The organism is Nesterenkonia sp. E16_10 (genome assembly GCF_017347085.1).
Taxonomy (GTDB): domain Bacteria; phylum Actinomycetota; class Actinomycetes; order Actinomycetales; family Micrococcaceae; genus Nesterenkonia.
In genome coordinates, this window is the sequence record NZ_JADPSA010000029.1 from 352,124 (window position 1) to 367,126 (window position 15,003).

The window sequence follows — 15,003 nt, forward strand, 5'->3', positions numbered from 1 at the left end:
CGCTTCACATACGGGATACTAGACCGGTGCCAGGAAACGCTACTTTTCATCACCGCAACGCCGCCCTCCTCTCCGTGACGGAGGTGCAGGCCCCGGAGGTCCTCACGTCGAAGGACCTTGACCGGCGTCTGGCGGATGCGCTCAAACGACTCAAGCTGCCCACCGGGCTGCTCCAACGGGTGGCAGGGGTCAAGACTCGCCGCCACTGGTCAGGACCGGGTGACGTGCGTGCCGGGACCGCGGAGGCCGGGCGACGGGCGCTGGCCGCTGCCGGGATCGCCCCGGAGGACGTCTCGATGATGATCAACACCTCGGTGTCCCGCGAGCACCTGGAGCCCTCCGTGGCGGTGGGGATCCACCACGACCTCGGGCTGCCCACCTCGGCGATGAACTTCGACATCACCAACGCCTGCCTGGGCTTCGTGAACGCCATCACACTGGCCAGCTCGATGATCGACGCCGGTCAGGCCAAGTACGTGCTGATCGTCAACGGCGAGGACACCCGGAAGGTCCACGACGCGACCATCGAGCGGATCAACTCGCTCGAGAAGATGGCCTCCCGGGAGGACTTCATGGCGGAGTTCGCCTCGCTCACCCTCGGCTGCGGCGCCGCCGCGGCGGTGATCGGTCCGGCCGATCAGCACCCGGAGGGTCACCGGATCATCGGCGGGGTCACCCGTGCGGCGACCCAGCACCACGGACTCTGCGTGGGCGACCACAACGGCATGTTCACCGACGCCCGCGGTCTGCTCGACGGCGGCCTGGAGCTGGTGATGGACGCCTTCAACGAGGCTCGCGAGCACTTCGACTGGGACTCGATGGACGCCTACATCACCCACCAGGTCTCCCAGCTGCACACCTCCTCGATCGTGAAGGCCGCCAAGCTGGACAAGAAGCGCGTCCCGATCACGTACCCGGAGCTGGGCAACGTGGGTCCCGCCTCGCTGCCGATCACCCTGGCCCGGGAGACCGAGCGGCTCCAGTCCGGAGACCGGGTGCTGTGCATGGGCGTCGGCTCCGGGCTCAACACCGCGATGCTGGAGATCGAATGGTGAGCCTGAGAGACCTTTCCGGGCGTTTCGCGCCGATCCCGGCCGCGGGCGCCCGGCTGCCGACCGAGCACGCCCCCGGCACCAGCTTCCCGGGCCTGGACCCGGCATGGTCCCGGCTGGTCACGGCCAAGACCGAGGACGGTCCGCGCAGCTTCCACGTGCTGGACACCGGACCGCTGCTCGAGGCCCGCGGGATCACTCCCACCGGCACGATCCTGGCGGTCCACGGAAACCCCACCTGGTCCTACCTGTGGCGCCAGGTGATCGCAGGCTCGCTGGAACGCGCCCGCAGCGGCGACGCCTGGCGGGTGATCGCCCCGGACCAGCTGGACATGGGCTTCTCGGACCGGCTCGCCCATCCGGTGCCGCCCGCCGCCGAAGCGCCCAGCTACCGCCGGCTCCCGCAGCGCCTGGGCGATCTCGATGCGCTCATGGACGCCCTGGATGTGGACACCGGCTCCCGGCTGGTCACCCTGGGCCACGACTGGGGCGGGATCATCTCGCTGGGCTGGGCGGTGCGCCACGCCGGCCGGGTCGATGCGGCGATCTCGCTGAACACCGCGGTGGACCACCCGACGCAGGAAAAGGTCCCCTCCGCGCTGCGCGCCGCGATGGCCCCTGCCGTGCTGCCCGCCGCGACCATCGCCAGCGAGGCCTTCCTGAAGGTGACGCTGAGCCTCACCGAGGAGCCGCTGCCCGAGGCGGTCCGCGAGGCCTACCGGGCGCCCTACACCTCACGCCTGGGACGCGGCGGGATCGGCGGGTTCGTCGCCGACATTCCGGCCGAGGCCAGCCACGTCTCGCGTCCCGCGCTGAACGATGTCTCCTCCGGGCTGAGCGCCTGGGACAAGCCCCTGCTGCTGCTCTGGGGGCCGAAGGACCCGGTCTTCCAGGATCGTTACCTCGCGGACCTGCAGGCCCGGGTGCCGCACGCGGACCTGCACCGCTTCGAAGGCACCGGCCACATGCTCGCCGAGGATCGGGATCTGAGCGCACCGATCTTCACCTGGCTCGATGACCACTTCGGCGCCGGCGCCTCGCGGGCGGAGCTGAAATCCCCCGCCCCGGCGGGCCGGGTGCTGGGCATGCATGAGCAGCTGGACACACTCGCCGGCTCCGAGCACCGGGACAGCCCCGCCGTCGTCGACATGACCGCCGAGCCAGAGGCCTGGAGCAGCGCCGAGGACGCCGGCACCGGAGACCGGGCGCTGAGCTGGGAAGAGCTCTCCGCCCAGGTGGACGCGCTGGCCGTGGGTCTGACCTACACCGGGGTCCGTCCCGGTGACCGGGTCTCGCTGCTGGTCCAGCCCGGCGCCTCGTTGACCGTGATCCTCTACGCCTGCCTGCGCCTGGGCGCGGTGGCCGTGGTCGCCGACGCCGGCCTGGGGGTGCGTGGGATGACCCGCGCCGTGCGCGCCGCCCGGCCCGACTGGGTCATCGGCGCCCTTCCCGGGCTCACCCTCGCGCGCAGCCTCGGCTGGCCAGGCCAGCGGATCAGCGCCCAGGCGCTCTCCGCGCGCCAAGCCCGGCTGCTGGGCACCGTCGCCTCAGTGGAATCGCTGCTGAGCCGCCACGAGGGCGCCTCCCCGGACCAGGTGGCGACACCCGGCGCGCAGGACCCCGCGGCGATCCTGTTCACCTCCGGCTCCACCGGACCGGCCAAGGGCGTCATGTACACCCACGGACGGCTCGGAGCCCTTGTGGCGCTGCTGGTGGAGCACCTCGACATCCGCCCCGGCGCCTCACTGATCGCCGGCTTCGCGCCCTTCGCGCTGCTGGGACCCGCCATCGGCGCCACCTCGGTGACCCCGGACATGTCGGTGACCCGACCGGCCACACTCACCGCCACCGCCGTGGCCGACGCCGCCCTGGCCGGCAGCGCCACCATGTTCTTCGGCTCCCCGGCCGCGCTGCGCAATGTCGTGGCCACCGCCGGCGAGCTGAGCGCGCTGCAGCGCCGGGGTCTCTCCGAGATCACCCTGGTGCTCTCGGCCGGAGCCCCGGTGCACCCGGACCTGCTGGACGCGGTCCAGGAGATCTTCCCGGCTGCGCAGATCCACACCCCCTATGGCATGACCGAGGGTCTGCTGCAGGCCGACATCGAGCGCCGCCAGGTGATCGAGGCGGTCGCCACCGGCCAGTCCGGGGTCTGCGTTGGCACCGCGGTCGCGGGCGTCCGCTTCGCGCTGGCCCCGCTGGACGGGCTGGGACGGCCTGCCGAGGAGCTGCGCGACCCCGCCGAGGCCGTGGGCGTGCTGGGCGAGATCGTGGTCTCCGCGGCGCACCTGAAGGCCGGCTATGACCGACTCTGGCAGACCGAGCGGACCTCCCGCCGGGACACCCTGGACGGGCTGATCTGGCACCGGACCAATGACATCGGACACTTCGACGCCGAGAACCGGCTCTGGATCGAGGGGCGGCTGCAGCATGTGCTGAGCACCCCGGCCGGACCGCTGGGCCCCGGCGCCGTGGAGACCCCGGTGGATGCGCTCGAAGAGGTGGCCCGCAGCGCCGCCGTGCCGGTGGGCCCCCAGGGCACCCAGGCCGTGGTGGTGATCGTGGAACCGGCCCCGGATCGCAGCCTGCGCACCGGGCGCTCCCCGGTGGCCGAGACCAGCTTCGCCGCCCGGGTCCGTGAGGCCGCCGGTGGGGTTCCGGTCTCCGCGGTGCTGGTGCTCGATGAGCTGCCCACCGACGTGCGGCACAACTCCAAGATCGACCGCACCCGACTGGCCGCCTGGGCCGAGCAGGTGCTCTCCGGCGAGAAGGTGGGCGCCCCATGAGCCGGTTGATCGAACCCGGCGCCCGGGTGCTGGTCACCGGCGCCTCCGGGCTGCTGGGCGGCAGCGTCGCGCAGCGGCTCTCGGAGCAGGGCTACCAGGTCACGGTGCTCCAGCGCGGCGCCTCCGGGCTGGCGGGCGTGCACGAGGTGCGCGGATCGCTCAGCGACCCCGCAGCACTGGCTCGAGCGGTCCAGGACCAGGACGCGGTGATCCACATGGCCGCGAAGGTCTCGGTCTCGGGCCGCCATGAGGACTTCGTGGAGGTCAATGTGCGCGGCACCCAGCGGCTGCTCGACGCCGCGGCGGCCGCGGGGGTGACCGATTTCCTGCATGTCTCCTCCCCCTCGGTGGCCCACGCCGGGGCCTCGCTCATCGGCGCCGGTGCCGGTCCGGCGGATCCGCAGCACGCCGTCGGCAGCTACGCCAGGACCAAGGCCGAGGCCGAGCTCCTCGTCGAGGCCCGCGGGGCGGCGGATCTGAACGTGCTGATCCTGCGACCGCACCTGGTCTGGGGCCCCGGGGACGGACAGCTCACCAGCCGGATCATCGACCGCGCCCGCTCCGGACGGATGCCGATCCTGGGCTCCGGCGCCGCGCTGGTGGATACGCTCTACATCGACAACGCCGTGGACGCCTTCGTCGCCGGGCTGCGCCGGCTGCCGCAGATCGCCGGGCGACGCCTGGTGCTCACCAATGGCGAACCCCGCCCGATCGGTGAGCTGATCACCGGGATCGCCGCCGCCGGCGGGGCGCCGGCGCCCCGGCTGCGACTGGCCCCGGGGCTCGCCAAGGGGCTCGGCGCCGTCGTCGAACGCGTCTGGGCGCTCAGCGAGAAGCTCGCCGGCCCGCGCGCCGACGAGCCCCCCATGACGAAGTTCCTCGCCGAGCAGCTCTCCACCGCCCACTGGTTCGACCAGCGCGAGACCCAGCATGCCCTGGACTGGACCCCGCGGGTGAGCCTGGACCAGGGACTCGCGCTGCTGCGCGAACACATCGAAGCCACCGGAAGCGTCCGCTGACCCTCCCCCTCCTGGGCAGTTGAGTTCTCCGGTCGAGACGTATCCATCGGAGAACTCAACTGTTCCGGAGGAGCCGGGTTCTCCACAGTTCCAGCATCGGCGTGGTGAGCCGGAGAGCGCTGCGGCACGGTGGTGCCATGACTCTTCCAGCGCTGACTTCCCCGATTCCGTTCCAGCTGATCCGTTCCGCCTGGCAGCCCGATGACCTGCACAGCGCCACCCGACTCTCTGCGCGGGTGGCGGCCGCAGAGCTGCTGCGGGTGCGGCGCGGGATCTACCTCGACGCGGAGGCCTGGATGAGCTCCCCGCCCTGGATCCGGGCGCAGATCGTCGTGGCCGCCATGGCGCACCGCCGGCCCGGCTCGCTGTTCTGCCGCGAGTCAGCCCTGCTGCTGCACGGTCTGCCACTGACCACGACGCCGCCGCACGTAACGCTGCGCACCGACGACGCCAGCCGGGTCGGGATCGGCCGGCGCGAACCGATGACCGGGACCACCAGCGCCGAGGCCTGGCTCGCCGGCTACCGGTCCAGGTGTCCACAGGCCGGTCCGACCTCGACGGCCGCGCTGCTCAACGTCCCCACGCGGCGCTTCGAGACGGTGCTCCCGCGGGGCATGACCCGCGGCGCGCTCCGTGAGGCTCGGCGCCGGGGTCAGCGCGTCCAGGCACAGCTGCGGCTTCCGGCCTCGGCCCTGCCCGCGGTCACCGGACCCGAGTCCGGGTACTGGGTGGAGCCGCTGGAGCTCGCGCTGCCCGACACCGTCTCGCGCCTGCCGTTTCCGGAGGCCGTGACGGTGCTGGATGCATTCCTCACCCGGGGCGCCCAGCCGGATCGCTCCACACCCCCATCCTCCGACGCCGACCCAGCGACCTGGGGCGAGGGCTTCCTCTCGCACCGGCTCGCCACGCGGTGGAAAGCCGCCCTGGCATTCGCGGATCCCCTGTCCGAGTCCCCCGGTGAGTCCATCTCGCGGGCGTTGTTCCACCAGCTGGGCTTCGCGGCCCCGGCGCTGCAGGTGTGGGTCACCACCGACGTCGGAGACGAGCGCACGGACTTCGAGTGGATCGTGCAGGACCCGTCCCGCACGGCGCCGGAACGGGTCCACCGGATCGTCGGTGAGTTCGACGGTCGCGGGAAGTACTTCGAGGAGGCCCTGATGGAGGGCCGCTCGGCGAAGGACGTGCACTACGCGGAGAAGCGGCGCGAGGATGCGATCCGGCGGACCGGTCGCGGCATGGTGCGCTGGGACTGGAGCGACCTGGACCGCCCGAACCTGTTGGCAGCGAAGCTCCTCCAGGCCGGGGTGCCGCGCACCCACCCGGCGCCCCGACCCACGGTTATCGTGACCCCAACCGCCCCACCCTCGTGGTTGAGTTCTCCGGTCGAAACGTCGGGACCGGAGAACTCAACCACCCAGGAGGGGTGGGTCAGTAGCGGCTGATCGCGCGGCGGGCCGAGTCGGTGCGCTGTTCCGGGTTGGCGATCTTGATCGCGGCATGCAGCACCTGGACGCCCTCCGGGGAGGCCAGCACCGGGGTCAGCTCCAGGGAGGCCACCTGCGGATGGTTGTCCTTCAGCGTCGCCACCCGCTGCAGCGTGTCCTCCAGTGCGGCGATGTCCACCGCCGGGACGCCCTTATAGCCGAAGAGCCGCTTCGCCGCGCGGGGCCGGCGCAGCAGCCCACGCACGTCCTGGTCGGTCAGCGGGGGCACCGCATGGGCCCAGTCGTCGAGCAGCTCCACCGCGTCCCCGGAGAGCCCGAAGGAGACCACCGGGCCCATCAGCGGGTCCTCGATCGCGCGGATCACGCAGCCCTGCCCGGTCGGGGCCATGGACTGAAGCTCCAGACCCGCCGGCTCGTAGTCGGCCAGCGTCCGGCGCATCTCGCCGATCGCCCGGCGCAGCGCCTCGGGGTCCTCGATGTTCAGCTGCACCCCGCCGAGGTCCAGGCGGTGGCGCAGATAGGTGTTGGTCGACTTCACCGCCACCGGATAGCCCAGCGTCTGTGCGGCGGCCAGCGCCTCCTCCTCGGTGGAGAAGGCCACCGAGCGCAGCATCGAGAGCCCGTAGACCTCCAGCAGCTCGGCGCAGCGCTCCGGCTCGAGCTGGCGCAGCGTCGCACCCTCCAGGCCCTCAAGCCAGCCGTCGAGCAGCTCGTCACCGCGCCGGGAGGCCGTGGTGCCCTCCAGACCGGCGGGCACATAGGGCTCCCCGATGCCCTGCGAGCGCCACCGCTGATAGCGCACGATCTTCGACAACGCGGTCAGTGAACGCTCCGGGGAGGAGAACACCGGGAACCCCTGCTGCAGGGACCCCTTCTCGATCACCGGCGCCGCGTTGCCGATGTGGTTCAGCGGCACGCTGGTGTCGAGCACCCCGATCCAGGAGGCGACCATCGGCTTGGTGTGCTGGCGCGCGGTCTGCGAGATCAGCCGACTGTGGTCATAGTGCTCCCCGGTGACCGCAGGCTGCAGGCACAGCGCGACGGCGTCGACGTCCTCGGCGGTGAACAGCTCCTGCAGCGCTCCGGCCAGCGCGGCGTCGGCCTCGGCGCGCGGCAGATCCAGGTCCAGATCCCCGACGACGTGGGTCGCGGTCAGGTCCAGGGTGCCGGCGGTGTCCGCCAGGATCCGGCTCATCGAGGGCGAGTTCGACAGGATCCCGACCCGCCCGCCGCCGGGCAGCGGCTGGGTGGCGAGCACCTGCAGCACGTCCATGAGCGAATCGTGGTTGCCCACCTGGATCACCCCGGAATGCTCCAACATCGAGTCCACCGCGCCCATCGGCGCCCGGGTGGTGCGGACCTCATGGCCCGGGGGCAGGCTGCGCCCCATCACGTCGGACTTCGCCACGACCACCGGCTTGGTGCGCGAGAGTCGACGCGCGATCCGGGAGAACTTGCGCGGATTGCCGAAGCTCTCCAGATAGACCCCGACGGCGCGGGTCGAGTCGTCGTCCTCGAAGTACTGCATCGCGTCATTGCCGGAGAGGTCGGCGCGGTTGCCCGCGGAGATCACCGAGGAGAGCCCCAGCTCGCGCCGGTTGGCCTGGGCGAAGAGCGAGACCCCGATCGAGGCGGACTGGCTGAACAGTCCCACCCCGCCGCGCAGCGGCATGGTCGGCGAGAGCGAGGCGTTCAACGAGACGTCCGGGTCGGTGTTGAGCAGCCCCACCGACGCCGGCCCGATCACGCGCATCCCCCAGCGGCGGGCCAGGCGGACCAGCTCGCGCTGATCCAGCCGCTGGTGGTCCGCCGCCTCGGAGTCCCGGCCCAGGTCAGGCGCGGTGATCACCAGGATCCCCTTGACTCCGTTGCGTCCGCAGTCCGCCACCACCTCGCTCAGGCGCTCCGGCGGCACCGCGACGACGGCGAGGTCCACCACCTGCTTGATGTGGGCCAGCGAGGCGTAGGCCTCCACCCCGCCGACCTCGAAGGCCTCCGGATTCACCGAGTGCACTCCCCCGGTGAAGTGGCCCTCGATCAGGTTCTGCACCAGGTGGTAGCCCACCGAGCCGTATTCGCGCGAGGCCCCGATCACCGCGACCTGCTCCGGCGCGAGCAGCTCGGCGATGCTGCGGGACTCGGCGCGGTGCTCGCGGGCCTCCATCACCGCCCGGGAGCGTTCGGTCGGGTCGATGGGGAACTCCACCATCACCACGCCGTCCTCGAAGCTGCGCTGGGTCTCGTAGCCGGCCTCGGAGAAGACCCCGAGCATCTTGCGGTTCTCCGGCAGCACCTCGGCGGAGAATCGCTCGAGTCCGCGCTCGCGTCCGGCCGCGGCCAGGTGCTCCAGCAGGATCGAGCCGAGTCCGCGGCCCTGGTGGCGGTCGGAGATGTTGAACGAGACCTCGGCCTCCCGGGTGCCTTCGATCCGGTCATAGCCGCCCACCCCGATGATCTCCTCGTCGAGCAGGATCACCATCGCCACCCGGTCGACGTGGTCCACGCGGGTGAACCGGGCGAGCTCCTTCTCGGTCAGCGCGGACTTGAACGTGAAATAGCGCAGGTAGATCGAGGACTCGGACTGGGAGGAATGCAGGCGCTGCAGCCGCTCCGCGTCCTCCGGGCTGATCGGGCGCAGATGGGCTGCGGCCCCATCGCGCAGCACGACATCAGCTTCCCAGTGGGCCGGATATCCGCCGGTTCGGGGTGTCTCACCCATAGGATCAAGACTAACCACCCCCGCCCGGAGATGGATACCCACCCTCCGAGCTGCACCTGATCACCGCATTCTGAGCCCGCTCGGCATCCTGAGCCTGCTCGAGAGCCCGCGGCTGACACCTGCACCTGCCCACCGAGAGATACAGGACCAGCACCCTCGCTATGGCCCGCCGTTCCAAGAGCGCCGACACTCCCCCGGTCACCCCGGAGCAGAACATCATCGACATCGACGTCTCCGCGGAGATGGAGACCTCCTTCCTGGAGTACGCGTATTCGGTGATCTACTCGCGAGCCCTGCCGGACGCCCGGGACGGTCTGAAGCCGGTGCAGCGCCGGATCCTCTACATGATGTCCGATATGGGCCTGCGCCCGGAGAAGGGCCATGTGAAGTCCGCGCGCGTCGTCGGCGAGGTGATGGGCAAGCTGCACCCGCATGGCGACGCCGCGATCTATGACGCGCTGGTGCGCATGGCGCAGTCCTTCGCGCTGCGGCTGCCGCTGGTCGACGGGCACGGCAACTTCGGCTCGCTCGACGACGGGCCGGCCGCCCCGCGCTACACCGAGGCCCGGATGACCGCCCCGGCGCTGTCGATGACCGCAGACCTCGACGAGGACGTCGTGGACTTCGAGCCCAACTACGACAACCAGCTGACCCAGCCCGGCGTGCTGCCCAGCGCCTTCCCCAACCTGTTGGTCAACGGGGCCTCCGGCATCGCGGTGGGCATGGCGACGAACATGCCGCCGCACAATATGCGCGAGGTGATCAACGGGGCCAAACACCTGATCCTGCACCCGGAGTCCACCCTCGAGGACCTGATCCATCACATCCCCGGCCCCGACCTGCCCTCGGGCGGGCGGATCGTGGGACTCGAGGGGATCCGGGACGCGTACCGCACCGGCCGCGGCACCTTCAAGACCCGGGCGAAGGTCTCCATCGAGCAGGTCTCGGCCCGCAAGACCGGGATCGTGGTGACCCAGCTGCCCTATATGGTCGGCCCGGAGAAGGTCATCGAGAAGATCAAGGACGCGGTTCAGGCCAAGAAGCTCACCGGCATCTCCGACGTCCTGGACCTCACCGACCGCAAGCACGGGCTGCGCATGATCATCGAGCTCAAGGCGGGCTTCAACCCGCAGGCCGTGCTCGGCCAGCTCTACCGGTACACCCCGCTGGAGGATTCCTTCGGGATCAACAATGTCGCGCTGGTCGACGGTCAGCCGCGCACCCTGGGCCTGCTGGAGATGCTGCAGGTCTACGTCGACCACCGGCTGAACGTGGTGCGCCGGCGCAGCGCCTATCGGTTGCGCAAGCGCCAGGCTCGGCTGCACCTGGTCGAGGGGCTGCTCATCGCGATCCTCGACATCGACGAGGTGATCCAGATCATCCGCGCCGCCGAGGACACCGCCGCGGCCCGGGCCCGGCTGATGACGATCTTCGATCTGAGCCAGGCTCAGGCCGATCACATCCTCGAGCTGCGGCTGCGCCAGCTCACCCGCTACTCCGCCCTGGAGCTGGAGCAGGAGAAGGAACGCCTGGAGGCGGAGATCGCCGAGCTCGAAGCGATCCTCGGCTCGGAGGACCGGCTGCGCAACCTGGTCGCCGCGGAGCTCGACGAGGTGGCGGCGAAGTACGGCGATGACCGGCGCACCGAGCTGCTCGACGCCGAGGCCGCCCCGGCAGTCTCCGCGCAGCCGGACCCCGCCGCGCCAGCCGCCGGGTCCAGCCTGCAGATCCCCGACGCGCCCTGCTGGGCGGTGCTCTCCAGCTCGGGTCAGCTGGCCCGGACCACCAACCGCTCCAGCCTGGTCCACCCCACCCGGCGCGCCCGCCATGACGCGCTGAGCTCCGTGGTGCCCACCAGCTCTCGCGGCGAGATCGGCGCGGTCACCTCGGCCGGCCGGATGATCCGGGTTCCCGTGGTGGACATGCCGGCCGTGGAGATGTCCTCCGGGACGGTCAATCTCAACCAGGGCGTGAAGGCCAAGGAGTTCCTGCACCTGGAGAAGGCCGAGGAGCTCCTGGCCTTCGTGCCCCTGGATGCGGTGATCGCCCTGGGCACCGCGCAGGGCCGGGTCAAACGGGTCAACCCGGACTATCCGCTGAATCGTGATGACTGGGAGGTGATCTCGCTCAAGGGCGAGGGCCGCGCCCAGGACCGGGTCATCGGGGCCGCCGTGGCCGCCGACGACGCCGACCAGCTCTGCTTCATCACCGCCGGCGCGCAGCTGCTGCGCTTCGAGGCCGCGCTGGTCCGAGCCCAGGGGCGCACCGCGGCCGGGATGCTCGGGATCAAGCTGGCTCCTGAGGACACCGTGATCGGCTTCTCGGTGGTCCCCGCCGCCGGAGCCCCGGAGGACGCCGAGGCAAGCACCACCGCGCTGGTGGTGACCCTCGCCGCCGGGGACACCCCGCTGGAGGGCTTCGAGGCCGGAAGCATCAAGCTCACCGACTTCGCCGAGTTCCCCGCGAAGGGTCGCGGGACCGCCGGGGTGCGGGCTCACCGGTTCATGCGCGGAGAGGACCATCTGAAGCTGGGCTGGGCCGGGATCGGGCCGGCCCTGGGGGCGGCGCGCAACGGCGTCGCACGGAATCTTCCCTCCGAGATGGTGCGCCGCGACGGGTCCGGGATCCCGCTGGAACGCGGCGTCGACGCGGTCGCACCGAGCCCCGAGGCGCTTGCCGCCGCGGCGGTCGGGGCCACATGACCGACCATTACTACAGCGTGTAGAAATCGACGGTCGGCAGGAGTATCCTAGGTACATCACCTGTCCTCGAGGACGCTTCGACGAGCGCTCTCACCAGGATTTTCGACGTGTCACCGCGATAAGGAGCACCTGCAGATGGCCACTCTCGGAGGACTTGAGCGCTCGGTCATGAGCCTGCTCTGGGACGGCGGCGAATCGCTCAGCGCCAATGATGTGCGCGACCGGCTCGGCGAGGACCTTGCGGTGACCACGGTGCTGACCGTGCTCTCCCGTCTGGAGCGCAAGGACATGGTCCGGCGTGAACGTTCCACCCGCCCGCACCGTTACACCGCCGTGGCCTCCCGCGAGGAGCACACCGTGGAGATGCTCAACGAGGTGCTGGGCACCGCGGGAGACCGCGAGGCAGTGCTCGCCCGGTTCATCGGGGGCATCCCGGATTCCGAGGCCGCGGCGCTGCGCCGGCTGCTGCAGAAATAGCCGCGACGGCGTGTGATCCCTGCGCCTGAAGCATCTGCCTGAAGGATCTGCAGCGTCCGAAGCCCTCACGCCTCGCAGACTAAACTGAGTCGGTGACCTTTCTCGCCGTCTGTCTCGCCGCGCTGGCCCTCGCCCTGGCGGTCCCGGTGCCCCGGGTGCTCAGCCAGGCGACGTTCCGTGCCCGCTCCCCCTGGGCGGCGATGCTGCTGTGGCAGGCCATCGCCCTGGCCGGAGGGCTCTCCATGGTGGGGGCCCCGATCGTCTATGGCCTGGGACCCTTCGGAGAGTCGGTGCCGGGAGCGGCCATGCACGTGCTGCGCCTCTCAGCGGCGGCCGACTTCGCGGCGCTGACCGAGCTCGAGGTGCACCCCGGCCACATCTTCGCACTGTGCCTGGGAGTGCTGCTGGGATGCCACCTGCTGGCCACGCTGCTGCTGACCTACGTGCGGGTTCTGGGCCAGCGCCGGCGGCACCGCGATGTGGTCCGGCTGCTCTCCACTCCGGTTCAGGGGGACCAGGCCGCCACCCTGGGGCGACACCTGAATCTCTCTCCGGAGCTGCTCCACGCCCACGTCTTGGAACATGACGCGCCGCTGGCCTACTGTCTGCCCGGTCGGACCAACTCCGGCTCGGTCACGGTGCTCTCCCGGGGGCTGCTGGATCAGCTCTCCGAGGGCGAGCTCGCCGCCGTCGTCGCGCACGAGCAGACGCACCTGCAGCAGCGACATCACTTCCTGACCATGGCGTTCGAGGCCTGGTACCGGGCGCTGCCCTGGCTGCCGACCACCCGGCACGGGCGCGCCGCGGTCACCGAGCTCACCGAGATGCTGGCCGACGACGGCGCCCTGCGCGCCCATCGGCGTGAGGACCTGGTGCGCGCCCTGGCCCTGAGCTCCTCCGGGCTGGAACACCGCGACGTGCGCCGCGAGGCGACGGTCGCCGAGACGTTCACCGAAAATGCCACAGCGCAGGACCAGTCTGGGCTGATCACCACGGCGCGGCTGCGCAGGCTGCTGGTCCCGCCCGAGCCGCTGGGTCGAGCCGCGCTGGGCGGGATCCTGGCCATCGTCGCGGCCCTGATCCTGGTGCCCACCGCCGCGCTGCTGCTGGGGCCGTGACCGGGCGCTGAGCGCCCGGCCTTGTTCAGCCCGGCCCGATCAGCCGTTGGCCGCCAGGAAGTCCTCGGCGCCGCCGACCAGTTCGGTGTGGCCCTGCGCGAGATCCTTGCGCCCGATGAGCGAGGCGATCTCCACCGCGAACTCCTCCACGCTGTACAGCCTTCCGGCGGCCGCGCGGCGAGTCGCCAGGGCGCCGGGCTCGGCACGCTCGAGCAGGGTCGCGGTGATCGTGCCCTCGATCATGTCTCCGGAGACGATGCTCAGCGTGATGCCCTTGGCGTCGAGCTCAGGGATCAGCTCCAGCAGCGCGTCCTCCCCGGCACGCTTCGAGCGCGCCACCGGCTCATAGGCGTCCATCGTGGCGGTCTGGTGGATGAAGTGCGCCTGGTGGCTGGTCACGAAGACGATCTGCGAGCCGGCCGGCATCACCTCGATCGCGGTGCGCGCCATCTGCACCTGGGCATCGCGGTTGAGCTTCAGCGCGTAGTCCTCACCGCGGCCGGACTCCATGCCTCCGGAGGCGTTGAGCACCAGCAGATTCAGTGCACCGAAGTTCTCCACCGCCGCGTCCACCAGCGCCTGGGCCCCGGCGGCCTCGGTGAGGTCTGCGCCCACGGCGACCGCTCGTCCACCCGATTCCTCGATCCCCGCGACGACCTTCTTGGCGCGGGGGGCCTTCTGCCGGTAGTTGACCACGACGCCGGCGCCGCGAGCCCCGATCAGGGCCGCGGTGGCGGCACCGATGCCGCGCGATGAACCGGTGATGATGGCGCCGATGCCGGCGAGATCCTGCTCTGTCATGACTGTGTCCTCAGTTCTGCTGGTACGTGATGCTTGCTGGGGTGCGCGCCGGGATGGCCCGCCCGGAGGTCGGGCTCAGTGGCCCATGCCCAGGCCGCCGTCGACCGGGATCACGGCGCCGGAGATGTAGCCGGCCTCTGCGGAGGCGAGCCAGCGCACCACCGAGGCCACCTCGGTGGGCTCAGCGAAGCGCCCGGCGGGGATGTTCTGCAGGTACTTGGCCTGGGTGGCGTCGTCCAGCTCATCGGTCATGTCCGATCGCACGAACCCCGGGGCGACGACGTTGGCGGTGATCCCCCGGCCGCCGAGCTCTCGGGTCAGTGAGCGGGCCATGCCGATCAGACCAGACTTCGAGGAGGCGTAGTTGATCTGGCCCGGAGAGCCGTAGAGCCCGACCACCGACGAGATCAGCACCACCCGGCCCTTCTTCATCCGGATCATGCCCTTGGACGCGCGCTTGAGCACCCGGAAGGCCCCGGTGAGGTTGGTGTCGAGCACATCGGTGAAGTCCTCCTCGCTCATCCGCATCAGCAGGGTGTCGCGGGTGATCCCGGCGTTGGCGACCAGGATCTCCACCGGGCCATGGGCCTGCTCGACCTCGGTGAAGGCCGCGTCCACCGAGGCGGCGTCGGTGACGTCGGCGGCGACGCCGAGTGCACCCTCAGGGGCGTCTCCGTTGCGCGTGGTGACGGCGACCTTGTCCCCGTTGGCGATGAACGCCTCGGCGATGGCGCGGCCGATGCCGCGATTTCCACCGGTGATGAGTACGCTGCGTGCGGTCATGAGTCTCCTTGTTACGTCTCTGCGGCCGATCCGGCGCACGCTGGTGAAGTGGCGCCCACGGCCCGGTAGGGCTTCCCGGCCCAGCCTATGCCAGCGGGTATGTG

10 protein-coding genes are annotated in these 15,003 nt (G+C 70.9%); 7 read left to right on the forward strand and 3 right to left on the reverse strand.

Features of this window, described 5'->3' with window-relative positions; all coding sequences use genetic code 11:
* Nucleotides 1-26 precede the first annotated feature (26 nt).
* The 4 genes from I2487_RS10295 to I2487_RS10310 all read left to right on the forward strand — a co-directional run bounded on the left by I2487_RS10295 (nt 27) and on the right by I2487_RS10310 (nt 6,296).
* Nucleotides 27-1,055: a 3-oxoacyl-ACP synthase III gene (locus I2487_RS10295; RefSeq protein WP_207171706.1), complete on the forward strand. Its 1,029-nt coding sequence runs from the start codon at nt 27-29 to the stop codon at nt 1,053-1,055.
* Complete coding sequence (locus I2487_RS10300; RefSeq protein WP_207171704.1) at nt 1,049-3,835, forward strand: alpha/beta fold hydrolase; 2,787 nt, start codon at nt 1,049-1,051, stop codon at nt 3,833-3,835. The genes I2487_RS10295 and I2487_RS10300 overlap by 7 nt, the downstream gene beginning before the upstream one ends.
* On the forward strand, nt 3,832-4,854 hold the full coding sequence (locus I2487_RS10305; protein ID WP_207171702.1) for an NAD-dependent epimerase/dehydratase family protein: 1,023 nt from the start codon (nt 3,832-3,834) through the stop codon (nt 4,852-4,854). Before I2487_RS10300 ends, I2487_RS10305 begins: the two co-directional genes overlap by 4 nt.
* A gap of 137 nt (nt 4,855-4,991) precedes the next feature.
* A complete protein-coding gene (locus I2487_RS10310) occupies nt 4,992-6,296 on the forward strand; it encodes a hypothetical protein (RefSeq protein ID WP_207171700.1) in 1,305 nt (434 codons plus the stop codon).
* Here the strand turns inward: I2487_RS10310 and I2487_RS10315 are convergent.
* Nucleotides 6,283-9,018, reverse strand: a complete 2,736-nt coding sequence (locus I2487_RS10315) for a bifunctional GNAT family N-acetyltransferase/acetate--CoA ligase family protein (RefSeq protein ID WP_207171698.1) — start codon at nt 9,016-9,018, stop codon at nt 6,283-6,285. The two genes, I2487_RS10310 and I2487_RS10315, sit on opposite strands and share 14 nt — an antisense overlap.
* 161 nt (nt 9,019-9,179) lie before the next feature.
* Between I2487_RS10315 and I2487_RS10320 the strand changes: the two genes are divergently transcribed.
* The 3 genes from I2487_RS10320 (at nt 9,180) to I2487_RS10330 (ending at nt 13,315) form a co-directional block, all read left to right on the forward strand.
* Nucleotides 9,180-11,720 carry a DNA gyrase/topoisomerase IV subunit A gene (locus tag I2487_RS10320; RefSeq protein ID WP_207171696.1) on the forward strand — a complete coding sequence of 847 codons (2,541 nt, stop codon included), beginning with the start codon at nt 9,180-9,182 and terminating at the stop codon, nt 11,718-11,720.
* Nucleotides 11,721-11,855: 135 nt separating this feature from the next.
* Nucleotides 11,856-12,197: a BlaI/MecI/CopY family transcriptional regulator gene (locus I2487_RS10325; protein WP_036476298.1), complete on the forward strand. Its 342-nt coding sequence runs from the start codon at nt 11,856-11,858 to the stop codon at nt 12,195-12,197.
* Nucleotides 12,198-12,289: 92 nt separating this feature from the next.
* Nucleotides 12,290-13,315: a M48 family metalloprotease gene (locus I2487_RS10330; RefSeq protein WP_207171694.1), complete on the forward strand. Its 1,026-nt coding sequence runs from the start codon at nt 12,290-12,292 to the stop codon at nt 13,313-13,315.
* Between the two features lie 39 nt (nt 13,316-13,354).
* On the opposite strand, the gene I2487_RS10335 is transcribed toward I2487_RS10330, so the two are convergent.
* Together I2487_RS10335 and I2487_RS10340 are read right to left on the reverse strand one after the other, a co-directional pair.
* Entirely contained in the window at nt 13,355-14,116 is a 762-nt protein-coding gene (locus tag I2487_RS10335) for an SDR family oxidoreductase (RefSeq protein ID WP_207171692.1), read from the reverse strand.
* Between the two features lie 75 nt (nt 14,117-14,191).
* On the reverse strand, nt 14,192-14,899 hold the full coding sequence (locus I2487_RS10340) for a beta-ketoacyl-ACP reductase (RefSeq protein ID WP_207171690.1): 708 nt from the start codon (nt 14,897-14,899) through the stop codon (nt 14,192-14,194).
* Nucleotides 14,900-15,003: the final 104 nt, after the last annotated feature.